Source organism: Parendozoicomonas sp. 2304DJ65-17 (assembly GCF_058148445.1).
Genome location: NZ_JBYVJV010000001.1, coordinates 658,280 through 678,139, shown reverse-complemented (window position 1 = coordinate 678,139; position 19,860 = coordinate 658,280). Strand labels below are relative to the sequence as shown.

Sequence of the window (19,860 nt, the reverse complement as noted above, 5' to 3'; positions counted from 1 at the left end):
AGACGCAGACCAAGAATGACCGAAGTCACAACAGAGCTTCCTTCTGAGGCCGCTAATGAGGACGTGACACAGCAACAGATTGACCAGGCCACTTTGGAGCAAAAGCTGGCAACCTTAAAAGGACTGGATTTAAGTCAGGCTGTGGTCAATGTTTACGCTGTCAAAACCAGCACCACTAACAAGAAAAAGCGCTTCCAGAGCGTTAAGCAGATTCCCTGTTCGGCTGATCTTGAAGACAAGTTCCGGGGGTATGTTCAGGGCTGCATAGCCGACCATGGGCATATCGCTGAACTGAGAGATATTAATACCACTCAAGATAATCGGTTTTTCTATGTTGAAAGTGCAGCGACTGACTTCAGTCAGATCGTTGAGCTTGTTGGTGCTGAAGATATTCCTAGCCTGACGGCCGCGGGTGATCTCAATGTTTTTAATGGTTATGTCATTAAGCTAACTGTTCTTCGGGAAGGGGAAGAGGCCGTTAATCTCTATGCATTCCGTTACCTGTCTACATCTTGGTCTGTAAAAAAATACGGCGACAAGAGCCCTAAGCTTCAAGGTTTTGCAAAACGAACTTGTAGCTGACCTGAATACTGAACCCAGCTTTTCAATTTCCTCAAAGATAGACATGATTCAGGTTGGTGAGGGCGTGTTTATCGCTGATATTAACCAGTTTGAAAGTGCTATGAACTATCGTGCCCGGCTTGCTCAAAAGAAGGAGGAAGCCATTACTGTTCTGGATGCTAGCCCTGCCTTGGTTCAGGGGGCCGGTGATGCACTATCCCGTGCTATTGGCCAAGATAAACATTTGATGAGACAGCTGGCATCGGTTCACTCCAAGGGCTACTACAACAATGATGTGTGGCTCACTCAACTGCATCAGGCCGCTCAGGGACAAGGGTGGCTGGTTGAGTTTGACGACAACGGCAAAATTGTTGTGCAAGAAGATAAGGCCTATGTGCAAGAGCTGTTGACCCTGCTTCAGAATAAGCGTGTGCGTACGGTTGTAGATGGTGTGATTTTTGATGTTGATGGGGAGTTGATAGACCTTCCTGTCGCAAATTAATTTGATACAAGTCATTTATGTCAAGACAACAGCGCTGTAAAAAAGAAAACAGCTTTCTGTGATAGGCAGAAGCTTATTAATTCCACCATCTCGACTATATCAAGAAATTAAACATGGCAGATATTAGAACACAAAGCCTTATCTATCATTTGACCAGCCTGAATAATGTTCCAATGATATTAGATGAAGGGCTTTTGCCTCGTAATGAACTTGCAAGGTTTACAGATATCGCAAACGGAGAGATTTTACAGTCACGTAGAGGATTAAACCTGCAAGAATATGTACCTTTTCATTTTTTTGCTAAAAATCCTTTTGATGGTCGTGTTCAGGTAGATCACCCTGATGAAGAGTTTGTCCTTTTTACAGTTCATAGAAGTTTTGCAGAAGGCAATAACTGGCCAATCATCCCATTTCACCCTCTAGCATCTGAGGATGTGGAGCTTTTGAATTATGCTGATGGTTTTGAGGCGATAGACTGGGATGCGATGAATGAGAGGGATTACCATAATCATCACTCCAAGAGTGTTTGTATGGCCGAATGTCTATCTCCAGGGGTTGTAGATCCTAGTTTTTTTAATAATGTTTTTGTGAGAACTGAGGAGATTAGGGCTATTGTCGAAGATGCCGCATATGAATCAGACTTAGAGCTTAATATCACGGTCAACCCTAGGATGTTTGTAAAGAGCTAGTCATATGGTTTATACCAACCTTAATCCAGAAAAAGCTCTGATTTGGCGCATTACACACCGGAGTAACCTCCCTTGGTTGCTTGATAATGGACTGCATTGCGGCACCAGCGATGTTCGCTCGCCGAACTGGATCGATATTGGTAACCCTGAGCTGATCAGCAAGCGAGGAGAGCACCCTGTCCCTTCGGTTCCAGGTGGTGTTTTAAACGATTATGTTCCTTTCTACTTCACGCCATTCTCGGTGATGATGCAGAATATTCATACCGGCTGGGGTGTGCCAAAAAGGGAAAATAATGACCTGGTTATACTGGTTTCCAGCCTGCATAGGGTAAAAGAGCTCAATCTGCCGTATTTGTTCACAGACAGCCATGCTTATTATATGTGGGCAAACTTTTATAGTGAGCTGTCTGACCTGGATAAAATCGATTGGGCAATCCTTCAAAACCGTGATTTCAAGCGGGACCAGGATGACCCAGCCAAATTCGAGCGCTACCAGGCAGAAGCATTGGTGCACAGGCATTTGCCGGTTGAGGCATTGTTGGGTGTAGTTTGTTACACCGAAGAGCTAAAATCAGAGATAGATCAACATACACAGCAACGAGGGCTCGACTTACCAGCCTATGTGCGAACGGGATGGTATTTCCAATGATCAAGTACACTAAAGGCAACCTTCTAGATGCACCGGCAGAAGCACTGGTGAACACCGTCAATACCGTCGGCGTTATGGGTAAAGGTATTGCTTTGATGTTCAAAGAGCGCTTTGCCAAAAACATGAAGGAATACGCCAGAGCCTGTAAAGCCAAAGAGGTACAGGTAGGTCACATGTTCGTGACTGAAACGGATAACTTGCCCGGCATGGGGCCTCGCTGGATTGTAAACTTCCCAACGAAAAAGCACTGGCGCAATCCATCTAAAATGGAATGGATTGTGGAAGGTTTGCAGGATCTCAGGTGTTTTCTCATTGAGAACAACGTCCAGTCTATTGCCATTCCCCCTCTCGGTGCTGGCAATGGTGGCCTCGATTGGCCAGCCGTTCGAGAACAGATAGAACTGGCTTTATCTGATCTAGATGATGTAGAAATTCTTGTTTTTGAGCCTACAGCCAAATATCAAAATGTTGCTAAAACTAAAGGTGTTGAGAAGCTTTCTGCCTCAAGTGCCTTAATTGCAGAGCTTATACGCCGGTATTGGGTACTCGGCATGGAGTGCAGCCAGCTTGAAATTCAGAAAATGGCTTGGATTCTGGAACGGGTTATTGAGCGGGAAGGAATCAAGAACCCATTAGATTTGCGTTTTAAGGCACACAACTACGGTCCTTATGCTAACCGTTTAGAGCATGTGCTAAACGCCTTAGATGGCAGTTATCTACAAAGCGATAAACGTATTGCTGACTCAAGCTCTCTTGATGTTATTCGCTTCAATGATACGAAAAAATCTAAGGTGCAGGCTTACCTTCAGTCTGAAGCAAAGGAGTACTTACCCGCTCTTGAGCAGGCTTCAAAAATCATCGAAGGCTTTGAGTCTCCATACGGTCTTGAGCTTCTAACGACAGTTGACTGGTTGCTAAATCGGGAGGGCTGTGAAAACAGTCTTCAAAGCGTATTAGAGGCGATAAAACGTTGGCCAGCAGGTAAGAAATGGGGCGCAAGAAAAGCCAGTCTCTTTAATGAGAAAGATGTAAATATAGCTCTTTCCCGTTTGCTGGATATGAACATGGCTGCCTGACCATTTCTTGTCAGGCAGTACCAAAACTCTCACATATTTCTCTACCGCCAAGCCTTGTAAGAGCAACCAGTTTTCCGTCATTCTTGGAAAACTGTGAATCTGTACGCTTGGAGTCGTTTATCGTGAGTGAATACAAGGATGTCGAACGTCCCCTGTTAACCCAGTTAAAGTCTATGGGGTGGGATACACACGACCTTGGTTCAGGCATCCCCGGCGATCCTGCAACAAGCTTCCGCAGTAGCTTTCGTGAAGTGGTACTGGCTGACTACTTCAGAAAGGCTGTTCGAAAAATTAACTGCCTTGACGATGGCACTGAATGGCTTACAGAGCCACAACTGGATAGTTTGCTGGAAGACTTCAGCGACTTTGGCACCCATAAACTTCTGGCAGCTAACCAGGAGTTTCTTGAGAGATTATATAAGTGGCAGGTCGATAAAAACGAAGTCACTGGCGAGAATAACCCAGTAGTAAAAATCATTGATTTTGATAACTGGCAGAACAATACCTTCACAGCTATCAACCAGTTTCGTGTAGACACTCCCGGTCATACCAAAGGCCATATTCGGCCAGACATTGTTTTATTTGTGAACGGCCTGCCGCTGGTTGTTATTGAGTGCAAAGAGCTGAGTAGCAGCTGCACCAATCCTATGTTTGAAGGTGTTGAACAGCTACGCCGTTATGCAGATCTGCGTGAACCGGAGACTTCCAAGAACCGGGAAGGTGAACCTCGGTTGTTCTTCACCAATCAGTTAATGATTAGCACCTATGGTGATGACTGTAAGTTTGGTTCTATTACTTCTTCTGAGGAATATTACTTCCACTGGAAAACCACTTATCCAGATGTTGAGCCATACAGTGCGCCGGAGGTAATGCTGCATCGGCCACAGGAACAGCTGGTTCAGGGGATGCTTCACCCACAGCGATTGCTGGATATTACCCGCAGCTACACCCTGTTTATGGATGCAGGCTCAAACCGGATTAAGGTCATCTGTCGCTACCAGCAATATCGAGCGGTGTGCAAAGTTATAGAGAGAATGCAAAAGGGAGAAACATCTCTTCAGCGTTCAGGCGTAATCTGGCATACCCAGGGCAGTGGCAAGAGTCTGACTATGGTGTTTCTGGTGCGCCGTCTGCGCCGAATGCCAGACCTGAAGCATTACAAGGTTTTGATGGTCAATGATCGTAAGGATTTGGAGGAGCAGCTCACAGCTACGGCAGGTTTAACCGGGGAAACCATTACCGAAATCAGTAGTGCGAAAGAGGCTAAAGAAAAACTGGCGACTGATTCCTCTAACCTCAATATGGTGATGATTCATAAGTTTCGGGAAGAAGATGTTTCTTTCTTGCCTGACAGCGTACGCAAAACACTATCTGCTCAGCGACTGGCTGCCGAGGCTTCTGGTGATGAAAACCGGATAGCAGAGGCCGAGGCGAACTATCAGGTTGAGGTGGCGCGCTTCCATGAGTTCGGTGTTATTAATGACCGGGAACAAGTGCTGATCTTGATAGACGAAGCCCATAGAACCCAGCGTAGCGGTAAAGACCGTGCCAGTCTTTCTGATAATCTGTTTGACGCATTTCCTAATGCTGCCCGGATAGCATTTACGGGTACGCCTTTGATTGCAGACCATCACACTGACCCGACCTGGAAACGCTTTGGTGCCAGCCAGAGCGGGGCTTATATCGACAAGTACAAACTGATGGATGCGGTAGACGATCACGCCACTCTCCAGATCATTTATGAGGGGCGTACAGCCGATACAGCTATTTATGACCGCACCGGTTTTGATACCAAGTTTGAGAATCTGTTCAAGGACAGAACAGAAGAAGAGGTTTTAGAGATCCGCAAGAAATACGGTGCGGAGGGCGACATTCTTGATGCTGAGAAGCGCATAGAGGAAATCTCTACCGATCTTGTGAAGCATTATGTACGAAGCATTATGCCCTCTGGCTTTAAGGCTCAGGTTGTATGTGCATCCAAACAGGCATGTACTCATTACCAGACTTATATCAGCAAGGCGATTACCCAGCTTATAACAGAGCATGAAGCTTTGGCCTCCAGTGATCAGAACATGGAAGTACTCCGCCGACTGAAATTCCTGAAAACAGCGGTGATCATTTCCAGTGATGGCACTAATGAAAAAGCAGCGTTTGTTGCTGCCAGGAAAGAATCCAAAGCATTGGACGCTGTAGAAAGCTTCAAGAAAGCCTTTAACTATGACAAGCCTGAGACTGGCGTTGCCTTCCTGATCGTCTGTGACATGCTTCTGACGGGGTTTGATGCCCCTATTGAGCAGGTGATGTACATCGATAAGCGATTGAGCGAGCACAATCTGTTGCAAACTATTGCCCGGGTTAACAGGACATACAAGGAAAAGACCCGGGGTTACATTGTTGATTACATCGGCCTTACAGAGAATCTAAAGGAAGCGCTCTCGCTTTATGCTGGAGAGGAGCAGGAAGAGATTCTTAATGGATTGCAGAGTATCGACAGCGAAGTTCCTGTTTTGGAAAGTCGTTACCGGCGCTTATTACAGCTCTTCCAAGATGGTGGCGTAAACCAGATAGAAGATCTCGTTACCCAGAAGTTGTCACCAGAAGAGCACTATCAGGTTCAATTGGCCGCAGTGGAGCTGCTGGAAGATATTCGTCAGAGAGACAGTTTTAATGTGTATCTGAAGAAGTTTCTGCAGAGTATGGACATTGTGATGCCCAACTCCCTGGCTGCCCCGTACAAGCTACCTATGTACCAGTTTGTTCATATCCAGGCCAAAGCCCGGGAGCGTTATAAAGACGAAACAATGAACTTCCATGGTGTGGGTCAGAAGGTGCGAGCCCTAGTAAATGATCATCTGGTCAGCCTGGGCATGAGTCCTAAGGTAAAGCCTGTTGAACTGTTCAGCGATGAGTTCATCAAATCCGTTAAGAAAGAGCCCGACCTCAAGGCTCAGGCCAGTGAGATGGAGCACGCTATTCGTAAGCACTGCAAGGTCAGCGGCGATGATGACCCCGTGTTCTACAAGAGCATGAGTGAGAAGCTGGATGAGATCATTAAGAAGCATAGTGACAACTGGGAACAGATGGCACTTAAGCTTGGAGCACTGCGTGATGAGATTCTGGCAGGGCGAGGGCCAGATGCTAAAGTGGAAGACCCTTTCTTTGACCTGATTGTCAGCCTGGCGTTTAAAGAAGGCGATCTGGCGGCTCACGTTGCCAGAGTTAAGGAAACGGTTTCTGGCATTATGGATGATTTAAATGAGCATATTGGCAACCTCGACTTCTGGGAGCGGGAAGATTTGGTATCGGAGCTGCAGGGCAGGATTAAAAAGCGCATCATCCTGAGTAAAGTGCCACAGCTGAAAGCCCATAAAGAACTGCTTGCCACGGAGGTTGTGGCTCTGGCCAGAAGAAGGGAAAAGGATATTCTGGGGATGAATACTGGTGACTGACCAAACTTCCTGTAGTGATACAGGCTTACATCAGTATAAGGATATTGAGTACCGCCTGACCCAGAGTGATCGTAAAACGACCAGCTTGTTCATAGAGCGAGATGGGTCTGTCACAGTACGTGCCCCTCTGCCATATGACATGGCTAAAATCGAAAGCATTATCGAACAGAAACGCAGTTGGATATATCGCAACCTGGCAGAATGGGAAGACTTAAATCGTGTTCAGGTTCACCGCGAGTTTGTAAATGGGGAAGGGTTTCCATATCTGGGCAGAAACTATCGCCTACAGCTTGTAGATACGCAGGATGAACCCCTTGTTCTAAAGAATGGCCGCTTCTTGTTACGGCATGACAAGGTTGATGCAGGGATGGAAATCTTTAAACAGTTTTACCGTGAAAAAGGTCAGACCCGGCTTAGCCAGAGAGTTAAACACTACGCTCCTAAGTTAGGTGTATCTTATGGTTCAATACGCGTGATGGAGCTGCAGCATCGCTGGGCATCTTGTACCGGCAAAGGTGATCTGAACTTTCATTGGCGCTGTCTAATGGCTCCGTTGGCTGTGTTGGATTATGTCGTGGTACATGAACTAGCCCACCGCTTACATCGCAACCATGATGCCAAGTTTTGGGATGCTGTGGATAAGGTTTTACCAGATTACCAGAGACAAGTCGTGTGGCTGAGGAATAATGGGGCTGGGATGAAGTTGTGAGTAGGGTGCCGCTTTTTTTTATTCCTTATTTTGATTTCCTAAAACTACAAGGGTTGCCAGCTCCCGCAGTGCTAATGCAGCAGGATGCTGAGTTTAACGATGTGCATCTGGGGTTGTCAGAAAAAACACTGAGGAATGCGTTTAAAAAACCGGAATCTGTGTCAAAGAAAACTCTGGAAAAGTTTACATCCTACCTCGCAGAATCCAGTGGTAAGTCAAAAGAATATTGGATCGAGTGCTTCAAGGAAGGTGACACCACATGGAGAAGTGCCCTGATTGGCCATCAACAAGCGACTGGGAATGATTTCTTTCCTATTACCACAGCTTATCTCCATGAAATTCTTGATGAAGAAGCTCGCCTTCATAAGATTATCGTCGAGCAACAACCCGACTCAGAAGCTTCTCTTCAGCACTTATTGAGGCATGATTATTTTATAAGGTATGCGCTGCCATTAGAGGCTGATATTCCAACCTCCTCTCTGATGAATATGAATAAAGAGGATTGCTGGGAGCATGTCTGTCAGCGAAAAGAAATGCAGCGTTCTTTAGTGCACGGTGTCATAAGTTTACAGATGGATATTCTGGCATGCGCAGAGGTTGAATGGTTTATGAGCTTTAAGGAAAGCGAAAGCCTGAAGCTGGATGAGAGCATTGAAAGCAACTTTTCCCGGTACCTCCCTTTAAAGGAAGAAGGCAGTGTTGTTTTAAATCCTATTACCAGAATGCTCTCTGTGTGCCGAGATAAGATGGGGTTTAAATCGTGGGATGCAATGGCCGTACAGATGGCGGGAGAAAGGGATTCGGAGATAGTCAAAAACCAGTTGATGAAGTGGCGATCAGGGAAGCATATTCCTAGCCTGCAGAGTATGACTGAGTGTTTAGATAATCTGATAAGTGACAAGGCTTCAGGGGGTGTTTGTGAGTACGCAGCTTACATTAATAGATGCTTCTTCGAAGTGGCAGCGTATCTTAGCCGGCTGTGGAACGAACTCTCTGCAGAAGATGTGAAAGAGATCATGACAGAAAAAGAAATTCTTGCAGCGTTTGCAACCTACCATGAGCACTTTAAGCGACATAAAGCAGCGATCACCAATAAGTAATCGCTGCCAAGGAACATCATTTCTGGTTAGGGTTCATTTGCTTGCCTCGATTGCCCTGTACATGGGCATGAGCTTTGTTTTGACCTGCAGTACCCTTGTTGGCATTGTTTTGGTTAGCCTTGTGGTTGTTCTGAGCTTGTTGTGTCTTACCTGATTTCTTAGACATGATACTCTTCCTTTCGAAATATCTGTAAACGAGTGTTTGGGGTGATTATCAGGGACTATTCGTCACCTAGATAATCGTCATTGTTAGGGTTGTGGGCATCAGCCCAATCATCCATATCTGCATCATTATTTGGGTTGTTGATGTCTGACCAGAGGTCTAGTTCATCATCGCTCATATTGTCAGTGTCGGGGCCGGTCATTGACGTAATCCTCGATTGGTAATGTGTTTGCGGAAGCCGCAAGTGAATAGTAGGTAATGGGGAATATGGGATATAGTGGCACGACGCGGTAAAACTGGACTGCGGCATAAAGGCAGGGAATGTAGGTATGGATGCAATCGTAATACGGGGCTCAAAAACGCCTTTATTGTTTTTTCCTGTGCCTGACTTGTTGGAACTTATAGGCCTACCTACTGGTAGCGGCGTGTTTAAAGAGCTCTCAAAGAGAACGGGTATCAAACCTGAGTTGTCAGAGAAGACACTACGGAAAATATGGTATGAGCCTTGGATATCCAGTAGTCGCTCGGCTAACAAGTTCCAGGCCTTTCTCAAGGATGTGATGAGTAGCAGAGGTCAATCAGTTGAAGGTCTTGAGAGGATGTATGCCTCGGAAGTTCTGTGGCCACAGAGAGAAATTGGATGGCGTTCAGCTCTGCTAGGAATTCAGATAAGCCAAGGAAAGGATTTTTTCCCGAGAACACTTCAATATGTTGCTGGATTACTAGATGAAGAGGCCATTGGCTTTGAAGAGTGCCAAGAATATCACAGCAATTTGGATGGCTTGGAAAGGTTTGTGAGTAGATCCTTTTTCCAGAGGTTTGCACTTCCGATAAATGTGATTGAAGTTCTTGGAAGTGCTCTTGAAGCTGAAAACGAAGATGTCTTGGATTTGTTCTATTGCAGCAATGAATACCTTTCATCAACGGTATATGGTTCTCTTAATTTGCATATGGATATCCTGGCGTGTGCGGAAACGGAATGGTTGGCTTTCAATAGGGAGTGTTTGTCTTTTGAAATACAGCGTAAGGGTGTGATCTGCAGCCTTTTGCCAACTGACTATTCTGATAAGAAGCAGTGGCCTATTGCCAACCTGTTTAAACGGTGGAGAGCAAACTGGAATGTGCGATCATGGGATGAAATGGGTGCAAGCCTACCAGGGAAAGAAGGTATTGAGGATAAGGTTAGAAAGTTCAAGAGATGGCGGAATAGTGATAATCTGCCAAACGAAAATACTATGAGAGCATGGTTGAAAAAGTTATTCCCTAGTGAAGAGCGTGAGGACTTTATCCGAGTATGGATTGCGTATTTTCGAGTGGCTGTTTTTTTGACTAACTTGTTGAAAGATGTGGAAAAGGCTGTGTCGCAGCGATATATATCTGAAGATGTTATTGTTGAAGCATTTTCTATGTATCAACGCCATTTTCAAAAGCACATGAATAACGAAAACAAGCATGGAGATTTACCTGTGCCGGTATGATCTGGTGGAAATACTTGGGGTTTATGTGGATGATTGTAAGTTCAGGTCTGAACTAATCCATCTAAATTTTGTAGGAGAGTCAAGGCTCTCCATGATAGATAGGTTTAGACGTTGATATAGTCGTTAATTTTTGGAGTTTATGTGTGTGATTTTAGGGCTGCTATGTATAAGCTGTTCCAGTTCTTGTAATTTAGAGGTGAGTAAAAGTTCTCTTGCTAAAGCTTGTTCCAAAAGTTTCTCAACACGCACTAAACGCTCCTTATATTTTTCTTTTTTTTGTCTCTCATCTCGAATTATTTTGTTTTTAGTTGATGTTGCGGTCTTGCTCTCATTGCGATGTGCTTCGATCAAGGCAAGTATACCCTGATGACTAGGGCGGTTTTTCTTAAGGTAGCCACTATCAAAACCGGCTTCTTGGGAGACGATGGAGGCTGTAATCTTATCAGGAGTTATATGGTTAAACTTACCAAGTTTTGGCTTTCCTTGCTTTAGGCGTTCAAAGGCTGAATAGCATGAATCAAGGCCGCTAATTTTGTTCATTTCACTTCCATTTTTAGTTTTTTAAAGTTAATTAGTTCATCCAATTCAGACTTTGTCGCAAGATACTCGACAGAATTATGCTCATAAGTTTTTAATTCTCGGGTTGTAGATTCTATAAGTTGTTCTACGTTTGATGGTTTTATTACGGCGCACTTGCTTGTTAAACAATCAGCAAACTCACCAAGCATTGAGCATGAGCAAATTTCAGTATTTGTACATCCACCTAAAAGCGTTTTACGATACGCTGCTTCACCGTTTTCCACTTTTTTTGCAGTTTCTTCTATGAGCTCTTCAACCAAAACATCACCTGCTTTTAATTTATAGCGTTGTTTTTCAAAGTAACTACCTGTTTTTCCATATAAAGTCATATCTTCAGATAATAGGTCTTTCAGAAGAGCTTCTGCAGTGGCAATAGGCATACCAACTTGTATTTCATATGCTATATGGCGAAGTGGTAATATGTATTGCTTTGACTTAGTGTCATAATGACCGAAAATGGTTTTAACGTTCTCATTGTTTCTGCTGTAATATTTTGTCATTTCTTGAGTTAAGTGTTTGAATTGGCGTTTTAGTGTCGGAAGTGACACAAATCCGCTGTTTACAGCATAAAAAGCAAGAGATCGTCTGAACTGATGTGTTGTAATGGGCCATGTTTTACCAACCTGAAACTCCGGTTCTTTTGAAAAGTTACGTTCCGGATCACTGGCTTGCAAAACTTCATAATCTTCGCTGGTAATCTTAAAAAAAGATTTTTCAAGAAATGATTTTACAGAAGGTTTAAAGGTAGTTACTTCTATGCGACTAGATGGGAAGTGGTTCTTCATGAATATTTTTACAGTGCTAACAAATAATGGGCACTGTTCAGGACTTAATGACACCATAGAGGCATAGCCGCGCACTATTCTTCGAAGAACTGTTATCGCATCTAAAACAATTGGATGAGCATACCAACAGTCTTCTTCATGGTAGCCACTTAATTTCGTGGTTGTTGTAAGTAGATCTACTTGCTGGCTTGGAGCCAGCTCTTTTCCGTTTTCTAAGTTTATTGAAGGCTCAGTGATGTGTTTAGTTGTACAATTATATTGCATTCTGTTGACTTCATCGTTACGCATGCCAGTATATAAGTGAATTAGTAGCTTCATCTCGTATTGAATGCGAGTTAAAATTCCATTTACTTTGCCTCTTCCACATCTCTTATTTATTGAATAATCACCCTCAAATAATGGTTGCAGACCAAACTGTTGAATTGCTTCTCTTATAGTTGGTCTTATTTGTGACTTTGCACAGCCTGTGCTGAGCTGTACTTGTTTGTTTAAACCAAAATAAGGGTCAGAAAAAGCTTGAATAAATTCTTCAATATTCTTTGTGTGTTGTTTAAGGAATGAGACCTTTTCTGTTAGTGTGTTTATTAGTTCTAGATATATTCTGGTAGGGATGATAGGGTGTTGGTAATGATGTTTTTTTTCAAATATATCGAGATGTGCAGCTACCTTAAAACCTAGGCGCTTTTCTCCTATTGCATTAAGATGGCTTACTAAAGCATTTAGATTTTGCTTCTTATATGTTATACCTTTAAGTGATTTTATATATGATGCTAAATACATTTTGTTTGAAAACAACTCACTTAAGGATAATTTTCCAAGCAAGCTATTATTACTTTCTAAGCAAAATGAAGCAGCATTTATAACGGTACTATAGTATTGTATTAGAGTTGTTACAGATAAAAATCCAATGGCACCAGTGTTAACAAAGTATATGAGTGAGAAGATAATGGTTTTCGATTCGTTCACGATCTTTCGTTCAAAATCAGGATCATTTCCTTTCAAGAGAGGAAGGAAGTTCATTCTGCTGTTCCCTGAAGCAGCTAAACGGTAAGGTTTAAAATCCCAGTAATCTTCTCCAAAAACAGCTGTGGCAATTCCTTTTTGGTCACGACATAGGACAAAATTGTTCGGAATGTTCATGACATTTTTCTGGGAGAATATGTCAGGAGGAACAGTTTGATTGTTAGTTTTTAACTCTCTTTCCTGGGATTTTAAAAATACTCGATTCTTGTGATTTTTTATATCCATTACAAAAGTTCCAACTCTTCCTTTGGGGTGAATATCATTCCTAACGCTTCATATCGCTGAAGCCGATTTTCCCAGTAAGGCGTAAGATTTCCGTATTTAAAGACCTGTGTTTCCGCTGCGGATACGAGTTTTATTCCTATTTCAGATTTTGTTTTAATTTTGTTTAAGATATATCTAACCCTTATTGACAGAGTAAGAAATAGATTTTTAGCTTTCTCTGTTTCTTGAACCGAGTTAAGTACACCTGTGACAATGTAGAGAAGGCTGAATAATTTGCTGATATCTTCTTCGTCATTTGCATGACACACGTAGTGGGTACAGAAGAGGCAGCCATACTGCTGACGACAGTCAGGAATAATTGGAGGGCATGCAATTGCTGGTTCAGGGTGCATGAAATCGTCACAATGACCTGCAGCGATGCGATTATGATTTTTGATAGAAGAATCACAGTTAACAACTTTAATGTGTGTGGCTGCTTCGTTTGCAGCTTCCCAGAATTTTGAAATTTCTGTTTTAGCCTTTTCTGGGGATGTCTCCATGTAATGAGACTCATTTGTTTTGTTGGAGTGGTTTAATACTTTAGCTACTGTTTCTTTGCTTACTACAGGTTGGTCATGTAGAAATATGCTCTTAGATTTACGAAACTCCCTTGCTGTCAATATTTTAAAGTCAGCAGGCATGAATATGCCTATAACTTTTTGCCTTTGGAAGGATCGTAATATTGACAAAGAAATAGGTACTATATCCCAAGAGTTGGCTTTTAAACTAAAAAATAACCTGTGCTCTATTCTACCATTGAGTACCCATTTTCGAAGGCGAAAATAATGTTTAAAAAGAGCTGTTGCTCCAGAAGCAAGTTCATATTGAACTATCTTGCCAGCTGCACGGAATTTTATTGTTCTAAAACTTGTGTGTGTCACTGATTTTTCTGGTTCGAACTCACCGCTAAATTGAAGCTGAGAAATTTCTGATACGTGGGAGCCTGTTATCATCATGAATATCATCTGGAAGGATTGCATAGCGGTTGCAGATAAGGCTCTACGAGGCTCTGAGCGAGGGTTTGCATTTGCAGTATTTAACTTTTTTATTGTGCGCTTAAGGTTTTCTCTTAATTGTGCCTCTGGTTTGTCCGGTCTTTTTTCGAAGTATTCAGATTCTGTAACAATTCTTCCTCTCTCGTGGTTATAGACATCTGTGGGCCGGAAACAATATGGAGTTACTCTATGGTTTGAGTATGGAAATAGATATGTATCAAAGCTGGGAAGTTTGAGTAGCAATGGTAGCTTTTCTTCATTTATTAGAAAGTCTGTTATACCTAATGCAATATGCTTATACGTTTCGTATGCTTCTTTCAGGTCTTGGTTTTCACGGGGTTGAGTATTTTTTACTTTTCCTGTAATTCTAATGTTATTTCTTTTTATATGATCTGCAGCGGGTTTACCTAGAGATATGAGGATGAGAAATCCCAGCCCTACTTGTACACCTTCAGCAGTTCTAGGCGAAATTTCATTAGATTGGACTTTGTGTTTCAAGTCATTAGATATCAATGTATAGATTTTTCTTGTTTCTTCCTGAGTCCTAAGGAAGTTTGTGTAACCAGCTTTATCTATCGTATTAAATCCTAGACGAACCCTTCCAATCAAAGCATCAATTGAGTTATCTCTAAAACCCCTGCATGCAATGTATTCGAAGAAATTTCGCAAAAAAATCCTTCTATGTTTCACTAAAGAGCTAGTGTCAACTAAATAAGGAGTGTTCTTTTGCTTTAAACTTTTATGACAATATTTTCTTCTTGAGTAAGCTATAGAACCTATGTCTACTGGGAATACTTTATCCGAATTGGGAAGTGATATTTTAATTTTTTCAGGATGTAAGAATTCATTTTCAATAAGCTCTTGAAGAGTTACTGTTATTGTTTCTCTTACGACGTATATTATTTTACTCATGTCGAGCTAATCCACTAGGTCTTTATACAGCTTGAACATTTTTTCTTCATAAATGGTCTGCGCTTCGAGTCTTTCATCAATCGAATCAAAAAGCTTGAGATAGTGCTCTGACGTACTTCGATCTGTATGATGAAGACGATTTTGAACCATAGAAATTAAGTCTCCATCAGTCACATAGCCTTTTGAAAACAAAGTTTGTAACCAGCGGTAATAACGCAAAGCAAACGTGGCTCTTAACCAATGGAATGTGTAGTCTCGAGGGAAATTGCTGCTAACATATTTTAGCAATTTCTTTTTCATGTAATATGTATTTCTTCCTTGTGGACGGCTCTTTGTATATTTGTATCTTGGGTCATTCTTGGCCATGTAGTGTGGCTCTCCCTCAGAGGAAAGAAACACATATACATCATTTTCGCTAAAAACCTGTCCATGTTTTCTTATGAATTTATTTCGTCGCAGCTTAGATTTTTTTGAGTTTGCGTATAAGATGATTTGATCGGCTAGTGTTTTTGGGAAATATAAATGATGCGTTTTATCATACTTGGTATCAATCCCTGTTGTTGGACCTGCGCTTAGTCTGTATGTGTTATCCCCTAATAAGTTACCTTTTGAGAATTCTCTAAGGTGTTTCATTCTAATAGTTAATATCGATTGCTTTCGTGCACCCGTGTACATTGCGATATAATGTATGAGGCGTTCATCAGGTGCGAATTTTTCTGATTCTAGAACACTTGTTAACTCATCTACTTCCGACTCACATAACGGTCTTATATCTTCGCCACACTCTCGTATAAAGCCTAATGGTATAGGTGTAGGGCTCCGATTTACTGTTACAGACTGCTCTCGTTTTTCATGATTTATACTGTAGCTTCGACCATAACTATTCTTTAGGAAGATTTTTACTGAATTAACTGTGTCTACTCTGTTTATGTCTATGTCAAAATTTGGTTGTTCAGATAAGAATTTATAGAATTCATAAACAATCTTGGTTTTCTTGTTTACATTGTGTCGACTTATTTTAGCGTTGTTTAATTTTTGAATTAGTTCGCTGAAGTATCTATATGTTGGTCTAAAAGGCTTTCTTACTATGAAGTTATAGGGATCTATTTGTTTTTCCTCACAGAAAACTTTGTAATCTAGTAGCATGCTGGCTTTTTGCCTTACAGCATCAGACCGAGTAAACCCTTTTTTGTTATCTCTCGTATTTAAAAAGAGAAATAAATTGCCATCTTTCCAAGGGGTGCCATCACTGTTAAGTAGGAAGGGGAATAAGTAGATATCATGCTTGCTGTCAAAAGCAGGGTGCGGAGTAATGTAATATATTTTTGGGTCGGCTCTCTCAACAGGTATGGAGTTTTCACAAAGTGCAGTCGATGTGATGTCAGCATAAGTGTTTTCAATATGATGGATTAAGATAATCCTTTCACTTTTGCTTAACATCATTCCTCACGTCCTGTGTGAATAGTCAATACATGTCAAGGTATGAAATCACACATGCATAGTCAATATTGAAAATCCCACATAAGCTTGGGATACCGACCCTTTAAGTCCTTTTTAACTTCTTGATAGGTATTGGACCAGAAACTGTGTAAGTCCTGAGTTTTCTGCACCGGGCGCTGGGCAGGTGACAGCAGCTCAATTGTTAAAGGGACTTTGTCATAGGCCAGCTGAGGTGTTTCCAGCAGGCCAAACAGCTCCTGAAGTTTTACCTTCAAAACTGGTTCTGCCGGATTACTGTAATCAATGCGGATATTAGAGCCGCTGGGCACTTCCAAAGTTTCAGGTGCTTCTTTATCCAGCTCCTGCATACGGGACCAGTCCAGAGAGGATTGCAGGCACTGAGTCAGACTGAGTTTTTTCAGGTGATCCAGCCGGCTCATGCCGGTTAGAAAGGGTTCCAGCCATTCTTCCAGACTTTCAAGCAGGCGGCTGCTGGAAAAGCCCGGCCAGCTGTTATCAACCAGATGAAGGCACTGGATTCGGTTACGTAGATTTTCACTGGTTTTATCCCACGGCAAAACCTCTAGCCCTTCCTGACGAATGCCCTCCAGCAATCCTTTGGAAAGAATCTCTGGATTAAGGTTGGGGATTGGTTGCGTTTTCAATGTCAGCGCGCCAAGTCGCTCAATCTGATTGGCAACCACGGATTTTGATTTTTTATCCCAGCCTATATCGTCCAGCTCTTCAATCTGGTCGATAAATAGCTCTTCAATCATTTCCATGTTGATTTCCATAGCAAGAAAGATATTCGCCTCTCGTTGATTGCTGTGGCCGCCAAGGGAAGGAATCACCAGATAATTTGCCGCCGAAAGTGGTTCCTGGGTACGGAAAGATGCGCCCTGGCCACTGCTCATTAAATAGCGTCCATCTTGCCCACGGCGTTTAGCAACCCGGTCTGGATAAGCGCTGGCAAGCAGCCGGGCTATATCGTCATTGTCATAGTTTGAACGTTTGGGGTTTCCTAGGCGTTGATTCCATTGAGAAGCGACTTGCCGGATTCGCCCTGAAACCTGTTTGGGAACTGGCAGACCGGGAACGTGTTGCCCTTCAAGGATGGCCATGCGCAGGTTGATATCCGCCCCAGCGTCACGATGGCTTGCCAGCGGGTCACGTTCATTCAGCAATACGCAGAGTTGTGCGGCCAACCATTCTTGCTGGTGCTCTTTTGCGATAAGCATCATATGGGCAAGTCTTGGATGTAAACCAAGCCTGGCCATTTGTTCGCCATGACTGGTGATTTGCACGCGGCCATCTGAGTGTTTGCGAATAGCTCCCAACCTTTCCAAAAGATCCAGAGCCTGAGCGAATGTGGATGGTGGAGGCTGGGTTAACCAGTCCAGCTCGCTGGCATCACTTACTCCCCAGGCTAATAACTCCAGTGCGAGAGGGGCTAAGTCGGCAGCAACAATTTCAGGTTGTGTATGAGCAACCAATTGTTGTTGCTCATGTTCAGTCCATAGCCGGTAACAATGTCCGGGAGCAAGGCGGCCGGCCCGGCCAGCACGCTGCTCGGCGCTGGCTTTGGAAACACGCAAAGTTTCCAAGCGTGACATCCCTGAACGAGGATCAAAGCTGGGAACACGCATCAGTCCGGCATCCACAACTATATGAACCCCTTCAATGGTCAGGCTGGATTCTGCAATGGCCGTTGCCAGAACTACTTTGCGCTGCCCTTCTGGCGTGGGCTGAATGGCTCTGTCTTGAGCTTGCTTATCAAGATCACCATAAAGGGGGTGCAGAGTTGTATTTTCAGGAAGATAATCTTCCAGTGTGCTGGCGAGCCGCCTGATTTCACCTGTGCCTGGAAGGAAAACCAGCACACTACCTTCATGGGCATTTAAGGCTTTATGAACAGTAGTGGCACACTGTTCAATAATCTCTCTGCGATCCTCTCTGGGAATGGGTTTGCTTTGGTAATTCAGAGTAACCGGGTAACTACGGCCTTCACTTTTTATCACCGGGCAATCAAGAAAGTCAGACATTTCTTCAGTTGCCAGAGTGGCAGACATCACCAGAATTTTCAGAGGGTTATCATCTTCCCGGTAACCAGCCTGACTTTGCAGGGCTAATGCCAGCCCGAGATCAGCCTGAAGGCTCCGCTCATGAAATTCATCAAATATGACTAAGCCAACACCTTCCAGAGAAGGATTGGATTGCAGCATGCGGGTCAGAACACCTTCGGTAACCACCTCAATACGGGTGGACTTGCTGATACGGGTATCTAGCTGCATACGCCAGCCAACTGTCTGGCCAACTTTTTCATCAAGAAGCTCAGTCATGCGCCGGGCAACAGAGCGAGCTGCCAGCTTGCGAGGTTCCAACAACAGAATCTTTTGCCCGGACAGGAAATCTGCATTTAACAGATCGAGAGGAACCAGAGTTGTTTTACCTGCGCCGGGAGGAGCCTGCAGTAAAAGGCGATCATTGATCGAGAGGGATTCCCGTAGTTGGGGAAGTACAGAGGTAACAGGCAGATCAATGGCAGAAGCGTGAACGGGCATGGAGAATTCCTGAATGAACCCCATGATTCTAACGGCAATCAGCCAAACAGGTCATCCTGACGGTCGTTTTCCTGCCGAACAATATCTGCTGGGAATGTATCGAGAACTGGTAACTCAATCAGCTCAGAGAGCTGTTGATAAAACAAACGAGCATGGGTTGGTGCCTGCAGATTATCCGGAGTGTGGATAAATACGACAGGTTCTTTACCTTCTTCCAGCCACTGCACAATTTTCTTTAACCAGGGCTGCCAGTAGATTGCATTTTGCTCTTCTTCCATTCGACCAATAAATCGTACCATTGGCCTGTTACCGGTGGCGATGGCGTGAACAGGAAGTTGTGGTTTCTTTTGTTGAGCATCAATCATCGCATCGCTGTCAGCAAGTGCAGAAAACAATGCTCTGCTATCGAGGCTTGTGCGATCAATCTGCCTTTCCGCCAGAATGCGATTAAGTTGTTTCTCTTCCTCACCTTTCTCAAAGAATGTGATATTTCGAACTTCCAGTGCGTAATGAAACTGCGAAGGAAGCTGATCAAGAAAACTGGTTAGAGCCGGTAAGCAGTTGGCTCCCATATTGGCCGGTAGTTGGAGCATAAAAGGGCCAATATGCTCTTCCAATGGTTCTATGCGTTGAAAGAACTCAATCAACTCCGGGGTGTTGGCATCAAGAACTCCTCTGTGAGTCACACTTTGAGGAAGCTTAAAGCAGAACTCAAAACCGGGAGCCGCATCTTCAGCCCACTTCTTTACAGTTTCTTCCTTGGGTAGGGCGTAAAACGTGGTGTTGCCTTCAACAGAATTGAAAACACTGCTGTATTGCCGGAGTGTGTGCTTGCCCGCTTCGTCGGGGCTGAACAGTTGGCCACGCCATTGTGCGGTAGACCATTGGGCAAGACCCAGAGATAACTTCATAGCTTGTTTGAAAC

17 protein-coding genes are annotated in these 19,860 nt (G+C 43.5%); 9 read left to right on the top strand and 8 right to left on the bottom strand.

What is annotated here, in order from left to right; translation table 11 throughout:
* Positions 1-15: 15 nt before the first annotated feature.
* The 8 genes from ACY2RR_RS03105 (at position 16) to ACY2RR_RS03070 (ending at position 8,735) form a co-directional block, all read left to right on the top strand.
* Positions 16-582, top strand: coding sequence for a hypothetical protein (locus ACY2RR_RS03105; protein ID WP_490106677.1), 567 nt, complete (start codon positions 16-18; stop codon positions 580-582).
* Complete coding sequence (locus ACY2RR_RS03100) at positions 560-1,063, top strand: Kiwa anti-phage protein KwaB-like domain-containing protein (RefSeq protein WP_490106676.1); 504 nt, start codon at positions 560-562, stop codon at positions 1,061-1,063. The genes ACY2RR_RS03105 and ACY2RR_RS03100 overlap by 23 nt, the downstream gene beginning before the upstream one ends.
* A 113-nt stretch (positions 1,064-1,176) precedes the next feature.
* Entirely contained in the window at positions 1,177-1,752 is a 576-nt protein-coding gene (locus ACY2RR_RS03095; protein ID WP_490106675.1) for a DarT ssDNA thymidine ADP-ribosyltransferase family protein, read from the top strand.
* A gap of 4 nt (positions 1,753-1,756) precedes the next feature.
* The gene (gene darT, locus ACY2RR_RS03090; RefSeq protein ID WP_490106674.1) at positions 1,757-2,401 is read left to right on the top strand and encodes a type II toxin-antitoxin system toxin DNA ADP-ribosyl transferase DarT; all 645 of its coding nucleotides are present in this window, start codon (positions 1,757-1,759) and stop codon (positions 2,399-2,401) included.
* A complete protein-coding gene (darG, locus tag ACY2RR_RS03085; protein ID WP_490106673.1) occupies positions 2,398-3,477 on the top strand; it encodes a type II toxin-antitoxin system antitoxin DNA ADP-ribosyl glycohydrolase DarG in 1,080 nt (359 codons plus the stop codon). The genes darT and darG overlap by 4 nt, the downstream gene beginning before the upstream one ends.
* Before the next feature lie 122 nt (positions 3,478-3,599).
* Positions 3,600-6,926 (top strand): type I restriction endonuclease subunit R, encoded by a 3,327-nt coding sequence (locus ACY2RR_RS03080; protein ID WP_490106672.1) that lies wholly within the window; start codon positions 3,600-3,602, stop codon positions 6,924-6,926.
* Positions 6,919-7,635 carry a M48 family metallopeptidase gene (locus tag ACY2RR_RS03075; RefSeq protein WP_490106671.1) on the top strand — a complete coding sequence of 239 codons (717 nt, stop codon included), beginning with the start codon at positions 6,919-6,921 and terminating at the stop codon, positions 7,633-7,635. The genes ACY2RR_RS03080 and ACY2RR_RS03075 overlap by 8 nt, the downstream gene beginning before the upstream one ends.
* A 74-nt stretch (positions 7,636-7,709) precedes the next feature.
* A complete protein-coding gene (locus ACY2RR_RS03070) occupies positions 7,710-8,735 on the top strand; it encodes a hypothetical protein (RefSeq protein ID WP_490106670.1) in 1,026 nt (341 codons plus the stop codon).
* Positions 8,736-8,751: 16 nt separating this feature from the next.
* Here the strand turns inward: ACY2RR_RS03070 and ACY2RR_RS03065 are convergent, their stop codons facing one another.
* Together ACY2RR_RS03065 and ACY2RR_RS03060 are read right to left on the bottom strand one after the other, a co-directional pair.
* On the bottom strand, positions 8,752-8,901 hold the full coding sequence (locus tag ACY2RR_RS03065) for a hypothetical protein (RefSeq protein WP_490106669.1): 150 nt from the start codon (positions 8,899-8,901) through the stop codon (positions 8,752-8,754).
* Positions 8,902-8,956: 55 nt separating this feature from the next.
* Positions 8,957-9,100, bottom strand: a complete 144-nt coding sequence (locus ACY2RR_RS03060; RefSeq protein WP_490106668.1) for a hypothetical protein — start codon at positions 9,098-9,100, stop codon at positions 8,957-8,959.
* 127 nt (positions 9,101-9,227) lie between these two features.
* Here ACY2RR_RS03060 and ACY2RR_RS03055 point away from each other — a divergent pair, with 127 nt between their 5' ends.
* A complete protein-coding gene (locus ACY2RR_RS03055) occupies positions 9,228-10,376 on the top strand; it encodes a hypothetical protein (RefSeq protein WP_490106667.1) in 1,149 nt (382 codons plus the stop codon).
* A gap of 123 nt (positions 10,377-10,499) precedes the next feature.
* Here the strand turns inward: ACY2RR_RS03055 and ACY2RR_RS03050 are convergent, their stop codons facing one another.
* The 6 genes from ACY2RR_RS03050 to ACY2RR_RS03025 are packed head-to-tail and all read right to left on the bottom strand — an operon-like array spanning position 10,500 to position 19,846.
* The gene (locus tag ACY2RR_RS03050) at positions 10,500-10,916 is read right to left on the bottom strand and encodes a hypothetical protein (protein ID WP_490106666.1); all 417 of its coding nucleotides are present in this window, start codon (positions 10,914-10,916) and stop codon (positions 10,500-10,502) included.
* The gene (locus ACY2RR_RS03045; RefSeq protein ID WP_490106665.1) at positions 10,913-12,988 is read right to left on the bottom strand and encodes a hypothetical protein; all 2,076 of its coding nucleotides are present in this window, start codon (positions 12,986-12,988) and stop codon (positions 10,913-10,915) included. The genes ACY2RR_RS03050 and ACY2RR_RS03045 overlap by 4 nt, the downstream gene beginning before the upstream one ends.
* Positions 12,988-14,934, bottom strand: a complete 1,947-nt coding sequence (locus ACY2RR_RS03040; RefSeq protein ID WP_490106664.1) for a hypothetical protein — start codon at positions 14,932-14,934, stop codon at positions 12,988-12,990. The genes ACY2RR_RS03045 and ACY2RR_RS03040 overlap by 1 nt, the downstream gene beginning before the upstream one ends.
* A 6-nt stretch (positions 14,935-14,940) precedes the next feature.
* A complete protein-coding gene (locus ACY2RR_RS03035) occupies positions 14,941-16,377 on the bottom strand; it encodes a site-specific integrase (protein WP_490106663.1) in 1,437 nt (478 codons plus the stop codon).
* Positions 16,378-16,436: 59 nt separating this feature from the next.
* Positions 16,437-18,935 (bottom strand): ATP-dependent helicase HrpB, encoded by a 2,499-nt coding sequence (gene hrpB, locus ACY2RR_RS03030; protein WP_490106662.1) that lies wholly within the window; start codon positions 18,933-18,935, stop codon positions 16,437-16,439.
* A 38-nt stretch (positions 18,936-18,973) separates the two neighbouring features.
* Complete coding sequence (locus ACY2RR_RS03025; protein ID WP_490106661.1) at positions 18,974-19,846, bottom strand: DUF72 domain-containing protein; 873 nt, start codon at positions 19,844-19,846, stop codon at positions 18,974-18,976.
* Positions 19,847-19,860: the final 14 nt, after the last annotated feature.